The organism is Chryseobacterium paridis, from assembly GCF_016595215.1.
Classification (GTDB): Bacteria; Bacteroidota; Bacteroidia; order Flavobacteriales; family Weeksellaceae; genus Chryseobacterium; species Chryseobacterium paridis.
The window spans coordinates 1,140,191-1,159,496 of sequence record NZ_JAENHK010000010.1 but is presented as its reverse complement, the minus strand read 5'-3'; the positions used below and the strand labels follow the sequence as shown (position 1 = coordinate 1,159,496).

The 19,306-nt window shown below is 34.4% G+C and carries 14 protein-coding genes; 5 read left to right on the top strand and 9 right to left on the bottom strand.

All coding sequences use genetic code 11. From position 1 onward, the window contains the following. Positions 1 to 190 precede the first annotated feature (190 nt). Together JHL15_RS14740 and JHL15_RS14735 are read left to right on the top strand one after the other, a co-directional pair. The gene (locus JHL15_RS14740) at positions 191 to 1,852 is read left to right on the top strand and encodes an FAD-binding dehydrogenase (protein WP_200246932.1); all 1,662 of its coding nucleotides are present in this window, start codon (positions 191 to 193) and stop codon (positions 1,850 to 1,852) included. Between the two features lie 17 nt (positions 1,853 to 1,869). Further along, positions 1,870 to 2,673 (top strand): SDR family oxidoreductase, encoded by an 804-nt coding sequence (locus tag JHL15_RS14735; RefSeq protein WP_200246930.1) that lies wholly within the window; start codon positions 1,870 to 1,872, stop codon positions 2,671 to 2,673. A gap of 31 nt (positions 2,674 to 2,704) precedes the next feature. On the opposite strand, the gene JHL15_RS14730 is transcribed toward JHL15_RS14735, so the two are convergent. After that, on the bottom strand, positions 2,705 to 3,550 hold the full coding sequence (locus JHL15_RS14730; protein ID WP_200246929.1) for a helix-turn-helix transcriptional regulator: 846 nt from the start codon (positions 3,548 to 3,550) through the stop codon (positions 2,705 to 2,707). Positions 3,551 to 3,631: 81 nt separating this feature from the next. On the opposite strand from JHL15_RS14730, the gene JHL15_RS14725 reads away from it, so the two are divergent. After that, on the top strand, positions 3,632 to 5,002 hold the full coding sequence (locus JHL15_RS14725; protein WP_200246927.1) for an MFS transporter: 1,371 nt from the start codon (positions 3,632 to 3,634) through the stop codon (positions 5,000 to 5,002). 4 nt (positions 5,003 to 5,006) lie between these two features. Continuing rightward, positions 5,007 to 5,399, top strand: a complete 393-nt coding sequence (locus JHL15_RS14720; RefSeq protein ID WP_200246926.1) for a hypothetical protein — start codon at positions 5,007 to 5,009, stop codon at positions 5,397 to 5,399. A 218-nt stretch (positions 5,400 to 5,617) separates the two neighbouring features. On the opposite strand, the gene JHL15_RS14715 is transcribed toward JHL15_RS14720, so the two are convergent. Then, entirely contained in the window at positions 5,618 to 6,142 is a 525-nt protein-coding gene (locus JHL15_RS14715) for an SRPBCC family protein (protein ID WP_200246925.1), read from the bottom strand. Positions 6,143 to 6,983: 841 nt separating this feature from the next. Here JHL15_RS14715 and JHL15_RS14710 point away from each other — a divergent pair. Then, a complete protein-coding gene (locus tag JHL15_RS14710; protein ID WP_200246923.1) occupies positions 6,984 to 8,459 on the top strand; it encodes a tetratricopeptide repeat protein in 1,476 nt (491 codons plus the stop codon). Positions 8,460 to 8,539: 80 nt separating this feature from the next. On the opposite strand, the gene JHL15_RS14705 is transcribed toward JHL15_RS14710, so the two are convergent. From JHL15_RS14705 to JHL15_RS14675, 7 genes are all read right to left on the bottom strand, one after another. Next, the gene (locus tag JHL15_RS14705; protein ID WP_200246921.1) at positions 8,540 to 10,552 is read right to left on the bottom strand and encodes an alpha/beta hydrolase family protein; all 2,013 of its coding nucleotides are present in this window, start codon (positions 10,550 to 10,552) and stop codon (positions 8,540 to 8,542) included. A gap of 239 nt (positions 10,553 to 10,791) precedes the next feature. Continuing rightward, positions 10,792 to 11,193 (bottom strand): hypothetical protein, encoded by a 402-nt coding sequence (locus JHL15_RS14700; RefSeq protein ID WP_200246918.1) that lies wholly within the window; start codon positions 11,191 to 11,193, stop codon positions 10,792 to 10,794. Positions 11,194 to 11,242: 49 nt separating this feature from the next. After that, on the bottom strand, positions 11,243 to 11,992 hold the full coding sequence (locus JHL15_RS14695; protein ID WP_200246916.1) for a LytR/AlgR family response regulator transcription factor: 750 nt from the start codon (positions 11,990 to 11,992) through the stop codon (positions 11,243 to 11,245). A gap of 4 nt (positions 11,993 to 11,996) precedes the next feature. Next, the gene (locus JHL15_RS14690) at positions 11,997 to 13,055 is read right to left on the bottom strand and encodes a sensor histidine kinase (protein ID WP_200246914.1); all 1,059 of its coding nucleotides are present in this window, start codon (positions 13,053 to 13,055) and stop codon (positions 11,997 to 11,999) included. Positions 13,056 to 13,564: 509 nt separating this feature from the next. Next, positions 13,565 to 14,770, bottom strand: a complete 1,206-nt coding sequence (locus JHL15_RS14685) for an MFS transporter (RefSeq protein ID WP_200246912.1) — start codon at positions 14,768 to 14,770, stop codon at positions 13,565 to 13,567. 91 nt (positions 14,771 to 14,861) lie between these two features. Beyond that, positions 14,862 to 15,776, bottom strand: coding sequence for a helix-turn-helix domain-containing protein (locus JHL15_RS14680; RefSeq protein WP_200246910.1), 915 nt, complete (start codon positions 15,774 to 15,776; stop codon positions 14,862 to 14,864). 125 nt (positions 15,777 to 15,901) lie between these two features. Next, entirely contained in the window at positions 15,902 to 19,243 is a 3,342-nt protein-coding gene (locus JHL15_RS14675) for a DEAD/DEAH box helicase (RefSeq protein WP_200246908.1), read from the bottom strand. Positions 19,244 to 19,306 lie beyond the last annotated feature (63 nt).

Sequence of the window (19,306 nt, the reverse complement as noted above, 5' to 3'; positions counted from 1 at the left end):
TTTGATATTCAATGTTCATGATGTTTCTGATTGGTATAGGAGAATCAAATGTACTTGATTTTAAAATATTATCATATTTACTGCATATTAAAATCCTAAGAAAATAAATGAAAGAATGGTTATTCGGTTTATTATAATCTTAAAATCCTTTATCTTAGTTTATAGAATTTCATAATGATATAGAAGACCTATGGACAAAGAATTTCAAGCCGATGCTATTATCATTGGTTCCGGATTAGCAGGGCTGACTGCTGCTATGGAAATTACCAATACTGGAAAAAAGGTATTATTGATCGACCAGGAGACTGAGCAGAATATCGGAGGCCAGGCATTTTGGTCCTTTGGTGGTCTCTTCCTCATCAATTCCCCTCAACAGCGCAGAGTGGGAATCAAAGATTCTTATGAGCTCGCAAGACAGGATTGGATGGGGACGGCAGGCTTTGATCGTGAAGAAGATTATTGGCCTAAACAATGGGCCGAAGCGTATTTGAAATTTGCAGCAAATGAGAAATATGAGTATATCAGTAAAATGGGGATCAAGCTGATGTTTATGGTAGGATGGGCAGAAAGAGGAGATGGTTCAGCAAATGGTCATGGAAATTCAGTTCCCCGCTTTCATGTCAGCTGGGGAACGGGTACCGGAGTAGTGAAACCTTTTGTAGAAAAAGCTTACGAGGCTAAGGCAAAAAATTTACTTCAAATGAAATTCAGACACCGGGTAACTAATCTTATCCTGGAAAATGGTAGAATCATTGGTGTTGAAGGTGATGTATTGGAAGATGATAACAAAGCAAGAGGTGAAGCAACTAACAGAACTGTTATTTCCCAATTTACATATAATGCCCCTCATGTTATTATTGCTTCCGGAGGAATAGGAGCCAATCATGAAATCGTGCGGAAAAATTGGCCGGAAAGGCTGGGGAAGGCACCAGAGAAAATGGTTTGCGGGGTACCTGCTTATGTGGATGGAAAGATGATCGGTATAGCTGAGCACGCAGGAGCTGATATTATTAATAGAGATAGAATGTGGCATTACACAGAAGGTATTCAGAACTGGGATCCTATCTGGTCAGATCACGGTATAAGGATATTGCCAGGTCCGTCATCTCTTTGGTTCGATGCCAATGGAAACAGACTTCCTGCTCCTTTCTTACCGGGATTTGATACATTGGGAACCCTTAAATATATACAGGATACAGGCTTTTCCTATTCGTGGTTTATCCTGACGCAAAAAATCATTAAGAAAGAATTTGCTTTGTCAGGATCCGAACAAAACCCAGATATTACCAACAAAGATTATGTTCTTTTTCTAAAAAGGATTTTCGGGAAAAAAGCACCAGGACCTGTGGAGGCTTTTAAAGAACATGGAAAAGACTTTATCGTTTCAGATAACCTGCAAGATCTTGTTCAAAGAATGAATGAGCTCTCTGGTGATCATCTTCTGGAATATGATAAAATAAAATCTCAGATTGAAGCGAGAGATAGAGAGCTGGATAATCAGTTTTCAAAAGACACCCAGGTTAACTATATCAGAAGTACGAGAAAATATATTGGTGATAAATTAGGTAGAGTAGCTGCTCCACATAAAATACTGGATCCTGAAAATGGACCTTTGATTGCCGTAAGACTTAATATTCTTACCCGGAAAACATTGGGAGGAATAAAGACTAATCTTAACGGACAGGTTTTGAAAGAAGATGGAACCATACTGGAGGGTTTGTATGCTGCGGGAGAAGTATGTGGATTTGGAGGAGGTGGAATGCATGGTTATCGTGCATTAGAAGGCACATTCCTTGGTGGGTGCTTATTTTCAGGAATGAAGGCCGGAAGATATATTGGTTACAATAGATAATTGGAAATATTCAACGCATGAGTACCTATTTTAATGATAAAACAATTTGGATTACAGGAGCTTCTTCGGGAATAGGTGAGGCTTTAGTGATGAAATTGGCGGCAAAAACCACTGCAAGGATCATTCTTTCATCAAGAAAAGAAGAACAATTGGAAGCAATTGCCCAAAAAGCTAATCTTGGTAAGAATCGTTATGCTATATTACCGTTGGATCTATATAATTATAAAGAGATGCCTGCTATTGCAGCACAGGCAGTGGAAATATTCGGAAACATAGATATTCTTATCAATAATGCAGGCTTATCTCAACGTTCCTTAGCAATGGAAACGGATATTGAAGTGGATAAGCGTTTAATAGATGTTGATTATATTGGGACGGTAGCCATTACAAAGGCGATATTACCCTATATGGTTAAACATGGTGGTGGACAGATTGCGGTAGTATCCAGTCTGATGGGAGTGTTTGGTGCTCCTATGCGAAGTGGATATGCTGGCGCTAAACATGCGTTGCATGGTTTCTTTGAAGCTCTTCGTGCTGAATTATACAAAGAGAAAATCCTCATTACCATTATATGTCCTGGCTTTATACAGACCAATATTTCTATGAATGCAGTAACGGGAGACGGATCCTCGCAAGGGACAATGGATGATGCTACTAAAAAAGGAATGCCCGTTCACATTTTTGCCAGAAAAATGTTGAATGCCATTCAAAGGAAAAAATATCAACAGGCCATAGGAGGTAAAGAAGTTATGGGAGTGTATTTGAAAAGGTTTTTTCCAGTGTGGTTGGCCAGAATCACACGGAAAGCAAAGGTGGTTTAATTATAATAACACAAGTTTTAATATTAAATCCTCAACTACTTCTGTATTGTGAAGGACTAAGCCCTCTGTGCTTTTTAAATATTTTTGATAAATGGCTTTCATCACTAAAGCCCATTTCCTGGGCAATTTCTTTTAATCTCATGGTACTGAATTTTAAACGGGTATCAACCAATTTCAAGCGGTATTCCAATAGATAGTCCTGATAAGATATTCCTACATTCTTTTTAAAGAATTCACCGAAATAAGTTTTTGATACATCAAAATGCTCTGAAATCGTGGAGACTTTTGTTTTTCCTGGATTTTTAATATTCTTTTGTATATAACTGATGATTTTCATGATCAAGAACTCGGTACTGTTTTCATGAAGTTCCTGAGTGTCACTTAATATCAGGTTTCTGGCTACAAGATTAAGGAGAATGGAAATAGATTGCCGGATGATTAGGTAGTCCTTGTTTAGTAATGTAGTATACTCTCTTACTATATTATGGATGAGGGCCTCTGCAAATTGTAGATCATCTTCGCTTCTAAATATACAACCAGCCTGGCTATGATAGTTGTTAGCAATATAATTTAGTTTGTTAATGTTCTCACATGTTTCTATCCGGTCTGCCTCAGTTCTGACCTGATCAATAAAAGACAAAGGGCATTGAATTATAATTAAAGTAGCATCTTGAGCATAAAAATGATACATCAGTGAGGTGTTTAACAGGAAGAATTTTCCAGCTTTGAAATCATATTGATGATCATCTACATTTACTGTTCCTGCTCCTTTTTTAATAAAGATCATAGTGAATGACTGTCTGGAACTTACAGATAATGTACGATTTTTAATTTCTTTTTCCTGTGCGGAAAATATATCAATGCCTTCTCTGCTCATATTCAATTATACATGATAAACCTTCAATTGTACAAATATACGTGTATTTATTATGGTTCCTTTGCTGTAAGATTTTTTTATATGGAATACAGTAAGAACAGATGGCAGGCTTTAGGCTTTCTTACCATGGGAGCTTTTCTTTCTCCTCTTGATTATTTTATTGTGAATATTGCACTGCCTGAGATACGGTCTGATTTTAATGCGACTAATGCTGCTCTACAATTGGTTATTGCTGCTTATGGTCTTACGTATGCAGCTTTGGTTGTCTGTGGTGGAAGATTTGGAGATATATTCGGCAGAAAGAAGATGTTTATTACAGGACTGTATCTGTTTATGATTGCTTCAGCGGGATGTGCTTTTTCTCCAGGTATTAATTTCCTCATAGGATTCAGGATTTTACAGGGAATCGGTGCGGCGATGTTGGCCCCACAGGCTTTAGCGAATATCAGAATCATTTTTCCGGCAAAAGAGCAAATAAAAGCGATAGGGGTATTTGGCTCTGTCTTTGGATTTGCGGCTATTTTAGGACAGCTTTTGGGTGGAATACTCCTCAAACTTAAATTATTTGGATTTACGTGGCAATCAGTTTTTCTGATCAATATTCCGGTTGCTGCTGTTTGTATTATTGGGGTATCAAAAGTTCTTCAGGAAACAAAATCGGAGAAAAGAGCGAATATAGATTTCATTGGTGTTTTACTTATCATTACCTCGTTATTATGTATTATTTATCCTTTAATAGAAGGAAACAATACAGGTTGGCCTATATGGATTTTTATTATAATAGCTCTTGGATCATTGCTCTTATACATCTTTATTATCTACGAGTCCCGGTTAGAATTTTTAGGAAAAACACCATTGATCTACACAAGCCTTTTGAAGAACAAAGCATTTAGCAAAGGTCTTTGTATTATTCTGATTTATAACTTTACAGCAGGCCTTTTTATTTGCTATCCATATTACCTTCAAAAATATTTATTATGGACACCATTGAATACAGGATTGGCAATTTTGCCTTATGGTATTGGTTTTTTTGTTGCACCGCTTATCAGTACAAAAATACGTATCAGTAGTCACAATCTGACTAAAGCAGGATTGTTCCTGTTGATGGGCGGAACATTGATAGCTGCCTGTTTATTTTATCAAAACGAAAAACCAGATATAAAAGTTCATTTAGCATTGCTGATGGCAGGAGTAGGACATGGGACAGTAATGCCTGCTATGCTGAAAAACGTAATGGCTAATATAGGCGATAATGAAGAAGGGCAAGCCTCCGGAATTGTGAGTACAAGTATTCAGATAGGTAGTGTGCTAGGTGGAGCAATTATAGGATCCGTTTTTTTTTCAATGGCAGAAAGGGTGGGAGCGTCATCTGCTATTGCAGGAGCGATTGCCACTATTGGTATCTTCCAGATTATGGCCTTGATTATCTCTTTTAATAACTCAAAAAAATAAAGAAATGACTAAAAAAGAATTAGTACAAAAAGAAATCTTAGATTTTCATCAGAATATAGAAAATTGGTTCAAAGGAAAGACGAATGATAAGGAGGTTTTGCAGGATGTTATGTTGCAAAATTTTCATCCTTATTTCCGGATGAAAGGAATGGCTGGTAATGAAGTAGACTACGAAGGTTTATCAGGTTGGCTACTCAAAGCCTTTGGAAGGTTTCCAAAAATGAAAATTGAGATTTCTGAAATTAAAATCCAGCTTTCACATCAACATGCTTTGGCAGAATATATAGAAACTCAAAATACTGGGGAAGAAGTGAATATCAGAAAGTCCTCTGCTATATTTTTATTGAATTCTATTGATAGTGTTAGTTGGTATCATTTATTAGAACAAAGGGTTTAAACCAATAAACATCGGTGAAAGTGATTAAAAATTCTTAGCTTTTAAAAAGGAGGAGTTTTTTTAGTTGTAATAAAAAAACCTCCTGAATAAACAAGAGGTTTATAACTGTTGAGATTATAATAACACAGGTTATTAGACTATAAAAGTACAAAATTTTACATTTATATTTCATAATTCTATTTATAATAATCTGTTTCTTAATTATTGGCGAAAATAATTTACTTCTCAGCTTCCGTTTTTAGATCTTTCAACCACGTCTGTAGAGATTGTTCAAGATGAGTCTGAAACTTTGTACTCATCATAGAAACAAGCCACCCCTCCATACTTTCATCTACAATTACTTGAGTATCATTACTATCCCGGACGAATGTCCAGTTGTGAATGGCAAAAGCACCAAAAGCAGGTCCAGACCATCCTATTTTACGATTCGGGATTGTTGTATGTAAAGTTGAACAGATCGTAAGTCCGCCACTTTTCCAGTCGAAACTATTACCTTTTACAAAGGGAGTATTCATAACAGGATCCTGGATATCTTTATTCCAGGTCGACCAATGATTGACATCGCTCATTATGCGGTATATCTTTTCAGGAGAAGCGTGAATGGTAATTTTCTGCTGTGTTTTTACGGGTGCATTCCTGTTAATATCTTCTGTAACTTTGTAAGAGCTGGTGAGTTCAAGGATGCCAACGATTAGTATTAATGCAACTAATATCGCAAGAATGCTTAAAAAAATCTTTTTCATAATGATCTATTTAGAATATTTTGATAAACAAAGCTACTTATTTGCAGATGATGTAAATTGTAAGAAAGCGAAATAATCAATATAATTATTGATGTCCATTTATAATATATAAGACACAGAATAGACAGGATGATTTTTTACAGAAAAATCCGAAACCAAAGGTTTCGGATGGGAAAACAGTTGAAACTATTAACACTGATAAACGACTACTTCAAATTTTTAAAGGATAATCAATTAGAAAATCTAAAGTATAATAGCCCTTTTATTGAAATCACTTCCTCTCATCATTTGTGTTTTTTTTAGTAGGAGAAATTTATATTGGCTTCTTAAGATTTTTACTGATTACCCTTAAGTTTTTCATTTTTAAATAGTCAGTTTTCTTTAAAGTATGATGGGCTTATTATAAAATTGATGGGTTATCACACTTTTAACTTTAATTGTTTTTACAATTTTTTTATTTCATATTATATATTTGAAGATTGATTTTTATAATCTAAATATGTTTTACGATTTATTATTTTCTTCTGCAAAAGTATAATGAAAAAATACACAAACAAAGAGTAGGATCTGTATTGTGAATAGATGTGTTTATTTATGTATGTTTGTGTTAAGATAGTTTTTTGAAGACTGTATTTAATTAGTTGTATTATAATGTATTACGATAAATTACACATAAATACACAAAATACAAAATGCCTAAAATTATGGGAGTTAGAATGAATAAAAACAGGTGAGTAAATTAATTTTCAATTTATCTATCTTTGTTAAATAATTATGAAATATGTATAACAGCAAAATATTAAAAACATCTATATGCTCTATTGTTTTTTTTATTTTTTATATGAATACGGATGCACAAAATAGTAACAGGGAAATTGATAGCATAAGCCAGTTATTAGAAAAAAATTATATAAAGGGAGATACTAATCCGGGGATTACTCTTAAGAATGCTACCGCTCTTTATTATTTATCCCGTGAAAAAAAATTCTACCCCGGGCAGGTTTATTCCATTTTTGAAGAAGCTAAATTGTATCAGCTTAATGGAGATTTTGATTCTGCTCTGGTTAAGATAAATGAAGGTATAGATTTAGCCAAAGTGAACAACGATAATAATATGCTTTGTCGTATTCTTTTGTTATATCAGAGAGTACTTTTGCAATTAGACCATTTAAATGCTGCTAAACAAATCTTATACAAAACAGAGTATTACAATAAGCTTATCAAAAACGAAGATGATAGACGTCTAAATGAAGTTTGTATTATTCTGGCTAGAGTTGATTTATTAACAATTAGTGATAATTTTGATAAAGATACAGCTGAAGAAGTTACCAAACTAAAGAAGCAGGCTTATTCTGAATGTCTGAAAATAAATGATTCTAACAAACGAAAAAAGGTAACTTTAATCTATACCCTGCAATCATTGACTAGCTGTCTGGTAGATCAAAAGAAAATAGATGAAGCCCGAAAATATGTTGGAATTACTGAAAGGTTATTGGTATCGTTTCCAGATAATACTTTTATTGTTAGAAACTTTATCACAAAAGGTATTATTGAGAAAGAATCTCAAAATTACCCTTTAGCCATCGAATACTTTTCAAAGGCTATTAATAATTCGCAAAAAGATTACAATAGATATGAGCAATATGAAGTTTACGCTTTGATTGCAGAATCCTACGAAGAAATGAAAGATTTTGAAAAGTCTACATTTTTCTCAAAAAGATATAAGCGTCTAATGGACAGTATTACTTTAGTAAAGAAAAAGTCCGGGGATGTCAATTTTATTAATAATATTAATGTCAAGGTTTTAGATACAAAAACAAAAATACCTGCTGACAGATCAAATTTGATCATTGGTGTAAGTGTCATTCTTTTAGGTGTATTGATTGTAGTTTTCTATAGTAGAATGCGTAAAAAGAAAAGACTCAATTATGCTGGAAATACTACGGAAGATCCTATTTCGGATAATTTTATTGCTCTTGAGAAGCCAATAACTGAAAATTATATAGAAAATAATCCAAAATCAGAAAAGACAAAAGAATTGATTCTTTTGGCAAAAGAAGATATTAATGTATTCTATATTGAGTTTCAAAAGATGTATCCAGATTTTTACACGACTCTGAAAAATAAATACACTGATCTCAATATATCTGATATTAATTTTTGTTCTCTTTTGAAAATGAATTTTGGGATCAAGGAAATATCGCAATACACCAATTCTACTATCAGAGCTGCTGAAGCCAGAAGGTACAGGATAAATAAGAAAATGCAACTGAAAAGCCAGAACGAATTGTATATGATACTTTCAACAATAAATTAATGAATACTGCTTTGTAAAGGAAATCCGAAGCTTTTGGCTTCGGATTAAGAAACAATCTGAATTGTTTATAATGAAAACGACTATTTTAAATGTTGACTGAAAAAACCTACCATTGCTTTATAAAAGTCGATTTGGTTTTCTTCTTTTATAAAACCATGACCTTCATTGTATTTTACCATATACGGAACATCAAATCCTTTTTTTCGCAAGGCTTCTACGATCTGATCAGATTCGTTAATATTTACCCTCGGATCATTTCCTCCCTGTACTACAAATAAAGGGGCTTTGATTTTGTCAATATGATAGATTGGAGATACCTCTTTGGCTATATTAGCTTCTACCGGATCATCAAGGTCATACCATACATCTTTTAGCATTTCCCTTAGCGGTTTCCAATACGGCGGGAAAGCCTCAAAAAAAGTGAAAATGTTTGAAATTCCCACATAATCTACTCCAGCTTTGTAAAGTTCAGGAGTTTTGATTAACCCCATTAAAGTAGCGTAGCCACCATGGCTTCCACCATAAATAGCAATATTATTTTGATCTATCCAACCTTGTTTTATGGCATAATGAACACCAGCTTCCAGATCATCCATTATCTTTTGTCCGGTTTGCTTGAATCCGGCACGAAAGAATTTCATACCATATCCGTCGGAAATCCGAAAGTTAATCTGGAGTGTTGCATAACCTCTGCTTGCAAATAGCTGAGCCTCTTTATTGAATCCCCAAGTATCACGAGTGCCTTGAGGACCGCCATGAGGGTTTACTACCATAGGAACCTTTTTGCCTTTTAATGCTGTTTTGGGTAACGTGATATATCCGTGAATAGTAAGCCCGTCTCTAGATTTAAAGGTAATAGGTTTCATGACTCCCATATCTTCTTCTTTCAGTTTTGGCATAAGATCATGCAGCAAAGTTGCTTTCCTTGTGATGGTATTGTACTGATAAAACTTACCATACAATTGATCACTGCTAACCTTTATAAGATACTGATCTTCCTTGTCTGTAGGATCTGAAACCTCAAACTGATATCCTTTAAACTGCTTGTGAAGGTTTTTGTAAATGGTTTTAAAATGATGACTCAAAGGTTTTATAATATATCTTTTACTTTGATAATCTATATAGTCAGCTTCCCAATTTCTTTTTCGGGATAGTACAATATGCGTGGCATCAAAATTCTTATTTGAAAAAATCTTTTTTAAAACCTTTTTTGATTTCAGATCATATAATAAGATACGCGCTTTATCAGAATTTTGATTAGTGAGGACATACGCTTCATCTGGATTTTTAGAAGCGTAATTGAATGAAAGGATTTTAAACTTATTGTACCATTTAGAAGTGTGAACAAGCTCAAAATCTTTAGCACCAACAAATTTGTAGAAATATTGATATTCAGTACCATTAGAGATTCTGTTGAACCCTCTTAAGTTAAGGTCTTTATCAAAATCATAACCATCGATTGGATTGTCCGGATCTTTATCCTCATATAATTTAACAGTGTCACCCGTATGAATATTTACTTTATAAGGTTCAAAAGTCTGAGGATTATCTTTGTTCATTGAAACAATGAGAAAATCTCTTTGTTCAGGAGACTGTTTAAGAATGGTTGCCCTTACGCCATCATAAGGAGTGAGATCTATATTATTCGATCCATCAATTTCTACAGAATAAAGATGGTAATTTTCATTACCCCCATTGTCCATCAGATAAAGTAATCGGGTGTTGGTCGCCCATCCATATCCTATGATTACGTCTTCTTTTTCTTCGAGGGCACGGATAATCGTACCTGTACTTACTTCTTTAATCATAATATGCCCTTTACCTTTATCATCCCTTTCCTTGAAAGATAAGTGCTGGCCATTTGGTGATAATTGAAAATCAGAAAATTTTGGATGTTCAAAGAAATCTTCTACTTTATAAGGGTGATCTCCCTCAGATAATTTCATTAGCTCCTTTAGTTCTGCTTCGGTAGATACCAAAGCTGGATTACCAGGCTTATTTCCAGGTATGGATTTCTCATGAGGATCAGCTTGTGCATTTGTGACAACCATGCTAAGCATCAATAATGAGGTAAGGTTAAACTTTTGTTTCATTGTAATAGGTTATGTTGGTTATATAGTAAGCATGCTCAACTGACTTCCGATACTTTCACATCTATTTTTCGGGATTGATATTTGATTATGACACATAACTTTCCTATAGCCATATGATGAGCTATATAAAATTGATGTTAAAAATGATTGAAAATAGCTGAATGTGCAGTCAACAGTAGAATAAGATCTGCAACAGAAGTCAGAAAAGCTGCCTAAGTTAGTCTTAGAGGGTGATAGACTTACTTGTATTTAATGAAAGTTGCCTGTACTTTTTTCACCTTCATATTCGTGGTGATGGATCCTCCACTATATGTATTGTTTTTGCTTCCGTTTTTTACGTTTCCAAAATCGCTTTTAGAACTTCCGGTAACTTCCTCAGTTAGTTTCATAATAACACCGTCAGCGCCTCTGGATTTTCCCAGTTCAATTGCTTTTTGTTGCATAGCATCTATAGAACTGAATCCCTGATCAATTTCTGTTGTTCCCATTGTTTCATGCTCTCTTTTTACATCCTTTGCATCGAAATAAACATCTACATTCTGAGTAGCGGCGTATGTTTTCCCAAAATAAGAGGGTGTACATGAGGTTGCCACTGAAAGAGCTAAAATTCCAATGGATTGGATAAATAATGATTTTCTCATTTTTTCTGATTTAAAAATTAATTGTTTTGTTATTTTAATGTGTGTACTGTTAATTCCCTGATTCCGTATCAGAACCTTCTTCTTTTTTATTGGTGATCACCTTGTCCATCATTTGGCTCATGAAAACATCGCGGTAAGTTTGACCGATAGGAATTTGATTTTTGGCGAATTCAAGCTGAATCATATTTCCATGGATCATCATGATAAATGGAACTGCAATGATGAAAGATTTATGTACCCGAAGAAAATGATCGCCCGGTAATTTGTTTTCAAGTCCACCGATATTAAGTAAAGCCATGATCTGCTCTCCGTCTTTGGTATGAAAACATACATATTTACCTTTTCCTTCGATATAGATAATGTCTTGAATCTTAATTTTTAAAAGCTTTCCTTTATACTCTGTTTTCACCATAATAAAATCATCATCTGTTTCTTTTTTGGGTGAAGAAATGATTTGCTGAGCACGTTGTACGGCTTTTAAAAATCGGGGGAAGAAAATCGGTTTCAGAAGATAATCTACTACATTGTGATCATATCCATCAAGAGCATATTCTCTGAAAGCAGTAGTCAGAATAACCTTGTATTTATTATTTAATAATGGTAAAAACTCGATCCCTGACATGCCCGGCATTTGAATGTCCAGAAAAATAAGATCTACATCTGTAGTATTGATAAGCTGTAATGCTTCAGCGGGATTGGTAGCTGAACCCACCAATTTTAAAAAGGGTGTTTGCTCAATATGTAAAGTAAGTAATTCTATTGCGTGGGCTTCATCATCTACGACGATACAGTTAATCATGGTTCTAAAGATTAATGGTTATTTCATTTAAATAATAGTTTTCATCCTCTTTGATCGTAAAGGAATGCTTAATTCCATACATGAGATCCAGACGTTGCCGGATATTGCTTAGACCAATTCCTTTTGAAGGTTCTTTCGGTCCCTTTTTCTTTTTATTGCTTACCAGAAAATAGATTTTACTCTTCGTAACTTCCAGCTCAATGGTTACCTGGTTTTTCTCGTCATTCAGCTCACCATGCTTAAAAGCATTTTCTACCAAAGAAACAAAAGCTAATGTAGGAACATAAGATACATATGCATCATCTGTTTCAATATTTTCATAATACTTCACCTTCAATATATGATTGAAGCGGATCTGATTCATTTCTATTACCTTTTTCATATGATCAATTTCTAAGGCAAGAGGTACGGTTCCGAGCTCATCCCAATCATCCAGAGCATAATTCATAATTTCTGAAAGCAGGTGAACAGCATGGGCTGCTTCGGGGCTTGTTTTGAGTGTTTTTGTATAAATAAAACTCAGTGAGTTAAATAAAAAATGTGGGTTGATCTGATATTTTATGGCAGAAAGTTCTGCTTTTAGCTTTTCTTTTTCTAGTTCTTCTTTCCGTTTACGCATGTCATTCGAAGTTATGATCGTTGCAAAAAAGAAAGCGATAAGAATGATCACGATGTCCAGTAGTCCTGCGGTGATAAGAAATGTACTTGGGGAAACATAACTGGGATCTTTTGGACCTGGATCTTGGATGTTGAAATTCCATACATATTCATACACTGTTAGTACTCCAAAAAATAGAATGGTCTGAAGTCCGATTTTTTTCCATTTTCTGGTTGTAATAAGTGGAATAGCCAAATGATAAATGGTAATATAATAAATAACAGTGCCTTTAATTATAGTATGAATAAAGTTGATATAAAGCTTACTTCCTGTTCCGAACTGTTTCAAAGTAGTTTCCAACCCCTGTAATCTGATAAGAAATAGAAATACAGCCAGGCTCCACGCTGTATAGACCAATAAGATGATCAAAATCTGTTTCCATTGTTTTTTGATGAACTCAATCATTTTTTAATGCTTTACTTTGATATTTTTATGAGAGAGAAAATAATATCAACAATCTCTATGAAAATTACAATATTTTATGTTTATAGTATACTATGAGTTTATATGTTATTTGTAATAACAACTTTATGTATTAACAAATCGATTGCCGGCATGAATAAGAGAATCATGATGGTTATAAATGTAAATGTTGTTAGGCTCCATATGATAAAAATAATCAGGACTACCAGTATCTGCTTCCATTGCCTTTTCATGAATTCTGTCATTTCTAATGCTTTGTTTTAAACTTATAATAATGTGATCAGATGGCTAAAAGGAGAAACAAAGTTCTCTCGTTTTGATAGATAATGCATCTGCCTTTTTTTAACAGTGCAATATTAGTTCAAATGCCATATATCATAAAAACATTATCCATCAACAATTGAATTACTGGTATCAACAATGTGATTCGGGTAATTTTGTAGTGATCAGAAGCAATAGATCATCCTGGTTGATAATAAAAAAAGCAGAGATTAATTCTCTGCTTTTTCTTTTTTTAAAGTGTGATTCATGGTGAGGATAATACCAAAAAGGATAAGAGCTATAATTAAATACCGCCAGGAAAGATCCTTTTGCAGGGAAACGGTTCCACTTACTGAAATAATGAAACTTGTAATAGATGTGATAATGTAGACCAATCCACCCATTAGTCCACCTGCAGTTCCGGCATTTTTAGGAAAATACAACATACTGGTGGTAAAGAAAGATGTAAATAAAATACCTGAACAGATATGAATGAAAAAGGCAAACGGAATCATGATGTACAAGCTTTCTGTAAAATAACTTACAGCAATCAGGCTTATAATAAGAATTAATTGTAAAATGATAGGTTGTAAGATTCTTGATTTAAAACCTAAAGAAACCCTTTTTTTACCAATAAAGCCACCAATCATCCAGGAAAACCCTAAGATCAGTGTACAGTATCCAATCACAACTGGAGTGAAATGAAACGTATTTTCAATAATGAAAGGTCCTGTAATATTGAAGAGCATGACAATAGAATAGCTTAATCCCAAAATGATGATTCCTAGCATAAAAATGCGATTTTGTAACATCATTTTATATAACCCAATGTTCTCTGAAAAATTAAGTTTCTTTTTCTCCGGCAAACTTTCACCACTGAAAAACCATTCAAATATAAAGATGGCTCCTGCATAAAAGGCCAGGAAATAAAAATTAGCATGCCAGTTAAATAGCTTTTCGAGATAACCACCCAGGAAAGGAGCTAAAATAGGTCCTAATGACCATACGATGGTAAAATAACTCAGGTAATGTTTTACTTTATCAGCATCATAAATATCTACAAAAATAGCACGGGTGGCAACCACCATTACGGAAACGGCTATTCCCTGAAGGACACGCAGTATACATATTAATAAGATACTATTTGTCATGGTGATTAAAATACTGCTTACTACCAATAAAAGCAATGCAGCTAATTTAGGACGATAACGGCCAATGTTGTCCAGAATTCCACCGATAAAGAGTTGTGAAATTCCATAGCTTAACAAATAGGAGGTAAGGGTAATCTGAATATCTTTTTCTGAAACTTGCATTCCTTTTGCCATTGATGGGAAAGAGGGTAGATAAATATCTGTAACAAACCCTGATAAAGGGATTGATATAAAGGCCATAATGGTAATTAATCTGATGCGTTGCTCAGATGCTGCTGTCAACATAATTCATTCTTTTTTTAACAATACAAAAATAAGGCAAGAATCTTTGATATTCATTTTAAAAGACAAAGTAAAAATTACAAAAATCAAAGAATTAATAAGCGTGCTTAAATTTGAGTGGTGATGTATTTGAATGCTTCTTAAAGAAATTATTAAAATGAGAAGGCTGTTCAAATCCCAATGTATAGCCAATCTCGGCAATATCCCAGTTGGTATACTTTAAAAGGTTTTTAGATTCTTCAAACATCCTTTCTTTAATAATGTGGGTTGTTGTAAGATTGGTTACGGATTTTACTGAAGAATTTAAATGATTGACATGTACGTTGAGGTGCTCTGCAAAATCTGAAGCCGTTTTTAAGGCAAGCGGGTAGGCAGGCGAGTCTAGTGGAAACTGTTTGTTAAGCAGTTCGTCAAATAAGCGATATAAACGAACATTTGCTGGAAGTTCATTGAGATCGATATCCTCTACACGGTTTTCTAAAGCTAAGTGGAGAACAGAGGCCAGGTGACTTTTAATACTTCCACAACGAAAAGGATAGGTTGAGTTGTTGAGTTTGTACATCTGCTCAAAATAAATGGTAACCAGCTGTGTTTGCTCTTCTGTTAAAAAAACAATAGGCATGCTCCATTCCTTGAAGATTGATGTTTTCTTAAATAATTTGAACTCTGAATTTCCATTAAAAAATTCCTGATTGAAAAGGCAGAAATACCCTTCCTGTAAATCTCCGTCACATTCCCAGGAGTAGGGAATATTAGGAGAAGGAAAGAACAATGCAGGCCGATCTATATACAGTTTTTGCTGTCCATACTGGAAAGTTCCTTTGCCTATAATGAAGCTTATTTTATAATAATCACGTCGGTTATAAGGACTTTTGAAACTGCAATATTTTCGCATAGATATATTGAAATGTGATTTTCCCAATTCGAAATCATGAGAATCAAACATTCTTAACTGGTTTTCTCTGATGTTTCTGTAATAATCTTCAATCGTTTCTAAATGATCACTCATAATTTTAAAAATTATAAAAATCAAAGGTACGTAAAACGAATTTATTCTATAGTAAATTTCCTCTTCCTGACGAAACAAAAATGTTTCACGAAAGCAAGAGACTGTTTTTTTATTGATAAGCTCTATTAATCCAAAAGCTCTAGTAGTTCTGTTTTATTAAATCCCTGCGATTTAGATTCCTCTGTTTTTATGAGACCTTGTGCCAGTTTACTTTTCTTCTTTTGAAGGTTTAGAATTTTTTCTTCAATAGTATTGGTACAGACCATCCGTACAGCTACAACATGTTTTGTCTGGCCTATTCTGTAACTTCGGTCAATGGCCTGGTTTTCTGCCGCTGGATTCCACCATGGATCTACAAGATAGACATAATCGGCTTCCGTGAGGTTAAGCCCCACACCGCCAGCTTTTAAGCTGATAAGAAAAACCCGGACATTTTCATCTGTCTGAAAACGGTGAACCTTGGCTCCTCTGTTTGTACTTTGTCCAGTGAGGTATTCAAAAGGAATATTCTTATATTCCAATTCTTTTTTGATGAGGTCAAGCATCCCTACAAACTGTGAGAATACAAGAATTTTATGTTCCTGTGATTTATTTTCAATCTGCTCAGTTAACAGTTGGATTTTTACTGCATGTTCGCCTGAATGGCCTTCCTTCAATAATATAGGAGAGTTGCAGATTTGCCTTAGTTTCGTTAAACCTGTTAAAACATGCATGCTATTTTTTAAGGTCTCATCATCTGTGGAGGCAGATATAAAATCACGTAATTCACGTTCGTAAAGATCATAAATTCTGCGTTGCTCTGCATTCATTTCACAATAAATGACCATTTCTGTTTTCTCAGGAAGTTCCTGGGCCACCTGTTTTTTCGTTCTTCTTAAGATAAAAGGATTGATCTTTTGTTGAAGTTCGATAGTCCGTTTGTTATATTCAAACTTATCAATTGGAATTGCGTAAGTATCTTTGAAATACTGCTTACTACCTAATAATCCGGGACAAGCAAAGGAAAGCTGCCCATAAAGGTCAAAGGTATTATTTTCGACAGGTGTTCCCGTAAGTACAATCCTGTTTCTGGATTGTAAGAGACGAGCTGCTTTGTATTTTTCCGAGTTCGGATTTTTAATTGCCTGGGATTCATCCAGAAAAATGTAATTAAAATGAAATGATTTAAGGAATTTGATATCCGAAAGTAACATACCATAACTGGTAAGAATTACCTCATAATTGCTAAAATGATGTGCCGCTTTTAGTCTGTCAGGACCATAATGCAGCAATACGTTTAAAGAAGGAGCAAATTTTTCTATCTCTTCCTGCCAGTTGAACAGTAGGGAAGTGGGAACAATAATCAGATTGGTAATAGCCCCATATTTTTCTCTTTGATGTAATATGAAGGCAATAATCTGTACGGTTTTTCCTAATCCCATATCATCAGCAAGGCATCCTCCAAAATTAAAATTGTCAAGATGTGTCAGCCAGTTCAATCCTTCCTGTTGATAGTTTCTGAGATTGGTTTTTAATTCCATAGAGACTGGAACGGAAGGAGCTTTTCTCGATGTTGAAAACTGTTTTGAATACGAAACAATTTCTGTCTGTACTTCTTCACTCAGGATTTCTTTTTCAAATAAATCTGAAATTTCACTAAAACTGATCTTAGGGATTTTTAATAATTCTTCATCGATATCGCCGGCCTGAAAATACTTTGTTATTTTACTGATCCATTCATCAGGTAAAATTCCCTGTGTGCCGTCATCGAGCTGAACAAATTTTGTTTTATTACGAAGAGCACGATGGACCTGTTTTAAGGTTGCTTCTTTTTTTCCAAAACGAACACTTAGTTTAGCATTGAACCAATCGATACCGCTTGTAACCTGAATATTGATTTTGGCTCGATGTGGATTCAGTTTATTGTTTTTGAGTTCATTGAAGCCTAAAATACTTATCCCCTCATTCCTCCAGGCTTCAAAAGCTTGTAAGAACCAATCAGCATCCAGAAATTTATCTTTATGTAAATAGAAATATTCATATGCTTCGAGTTGTTCTTCAAAATCAGGATGCTGATGCATTACCGTTGAGATCAGACTTATTTCTGCTTCATAATTTCGTTCTATTTTGAATTGATTTCCGTTCTGGTCTGTATCATATAATTGTTTCCTTGAGTAAACGGCTACTTCTACAGATCCATATTTCATTACGGGGGTGATAGATATGTAATTGCCTTCCTGGTGCAGATAAATGATTTTTTCAGTTTCAAAGTTTTTTTCTTCTAACTGTACAGGAGTTGCAGAATGTATGTAACTATAGTTAATGTGGATATATTGTTCTAGAGATGACAAAACGGTCTGTAAAAAGTTTTCATACTTAGAGGAGTGAATGACAAGGATTTCATTATTCGATTTGAAAAACTTGATCACCCTAAGCATATCGGGATTCTCAATTAGACTCAGTGTATTTTGATAATGAATGAAATAATCATTTCTGATAACAACATTTTTAAAGGGAAGAGAAACATCATTAAAAATCAATTCACCGGTAATTTCATAGAACGGATCTTTTTTAAATACGGTGAGTTGTATCTCAGCCTTTAAGAAACGGAGTGATATGAGATGCAACGATTTAGCGGAAATGGATTCTGCGATGTGATGATCATGGTAATACACATCCAATTCAAGGGGATTCTGAACGATCAGTTTCAGGGCTTCTAATTCTATAGGATCCTGTTCGTCACCAAACTTATTTTGAAATGTTGAAAGTGCAGTGAAAAATTTAATTTCTGACGGCTGATCAGATTTCCATATCAATTGTAAAGGATCAATAGAATGAATAGGGTTTTTGATTTTACCGGTACGGGTAATTTCGGCTTCCATCAGCGAAAAAATCAAATGGTTATAATAGCGGTGCTTGCCTATAATTAATACTTGTCTCTTATCACTATCCTGTGCTGCCAGCTCTTTTACAATGGATTGTCGTTGAGGAAGAAGACTCTCTTTAAAGGATTGTTCATCAATTTGAAGCAATTCCTTTATTTTGGGTTGGATATCCAGTTTCCCATTCTTGAGTTCTAGGTGAAAATAGGAGTCAAGATCAGGCTCGTTTTCTAATCCAAAACTTTTGGCAAAGGCAACCAGAGTTCTTTGTCGAAGAAGCGGATCAAAGAAAATGCGATAGTTCTTTTGTTCTAAAATACTATAAATGATCTCGGCCTGATGTTCGCAGAGTTTGTCTTTAGGTTGATCACATGAGCATGCTGTAATTAATGAAGATCCAACCTGGCTAACAGAAACGTTGGGATAGCCAATGACAGAAGATGCTTTAGTAAAAAACCCAGAATTAATATCCAGAATAATAGGTTTAATATTTCGGAAATCTTTTTCTTCTATAAATCCTGCGGTCTGTGTATGCTTTAAAAGATCATACACAGAAAGTGTGCTGATATAGGTATCCTGTAAAATATATTCTTTCGGAAGCTCCATAGATAAGAAAGCAGCAGATTATTAAAAAAACGAAGGTACATAAAACCCATAAAAAGATTACAA

Bases quoted from the DNA above. Each gene is read 5' to 3' on its own strand.
- JHL15_RS14685 (WP_200246912.1), bottom strand. From the start codon at position 14,770: ATGTTGACAGCAGCATCTGAGCAACGCATCAGATTAATTACCATTATG.
- JHL15_RS14710 (WP_200246923.1), top strand. From the start codon at position 6,984: ATGAATACGGATGCACAAAATAGTAACAGGGAAATTGATAGCATAAGC.
- JHL15_RS14695 (WP_200246916.1), bottom strand. From the start codon at position 11,992: ATGATTAACTGTATCGTCGTAGATGATGAAGCCCACGCAATAGAATTA.
- JHL15_RS14735 (WP_200246930.1), top strand. From the start codon at position 1,870: ATGAGTACCTATTTTAATGATAAAACAATTTGGATTACAGGAGCTTCT.
- JHL15_RS14725 (WP_200246927.1), top strand. From the start codon at position 3,632: ATGGAATACAGTAAGAACAGATGGCAGGCTTTAGGCTTTCTTACCATG.
- JHL15_RS14730 (WP_200246929.1), bottom strand. From the start codon at position 3,550: ATGAGCAGAGAAGGCATTGATATATTTTCCGCACAGGAAAAAGAAATT.
- JHL15_RS14705 (WP_200246921.1), bottom strand. From the start codon at position 10,552: ATGAAACAAAAGTTTAACCTTACCTCATTATTGATGCTTAGCATGGTT.
- JHL15_RS14740 (WP_200246932.1), top strand. From the start codon at position 191: ATGGACAAAGAATTTCAAGCCGATGCTATTATCATTGGTTCCGGATTA.
- JHL15_RS14680 (WP_200246910.1), bottom strand. From the start codon at position 15,776: ATGAGTGATCATTTAGAAACGATTGAAGATTATTACAGAAACATCAGA.
- JHL15_RS14700 (WP_200246918.1), bottom strand. From the start codon at position 11,193: ATGAGAAAATCATTATTTATCCAATCCATTGGAATTTTAGCTCTTTCA.
- JHL15_RS14675 (WP_200246908.1), bottom strand. From the start codon at position 19,243: ATGGAGCTTCCGAAAGAATATATTTTACAGGATACCTATATCAGCACA.
- JHL15_RS14720 (WP_200246926.1), top strand. From the start codon at position 5,007: ATGACTAAAAAAGAATTAGTACAAAAAGAAATCTTAGATTTTCATCAG.
- JHL15_RS14690 (WP_200246914.1), bottom strand. From the start codon at position 13,055: ATGATTGAGTTCATCAAAAAACAATGGAAACAGATTTTGATCATCTTA.
- JHL15_RS14715 (WP_200246925.1), bottom strand. From the start codon at position 6,142: ATGAAAAAGATTTTTTTAAGCATTCTTGCGATATTAGTTGCATTAATA.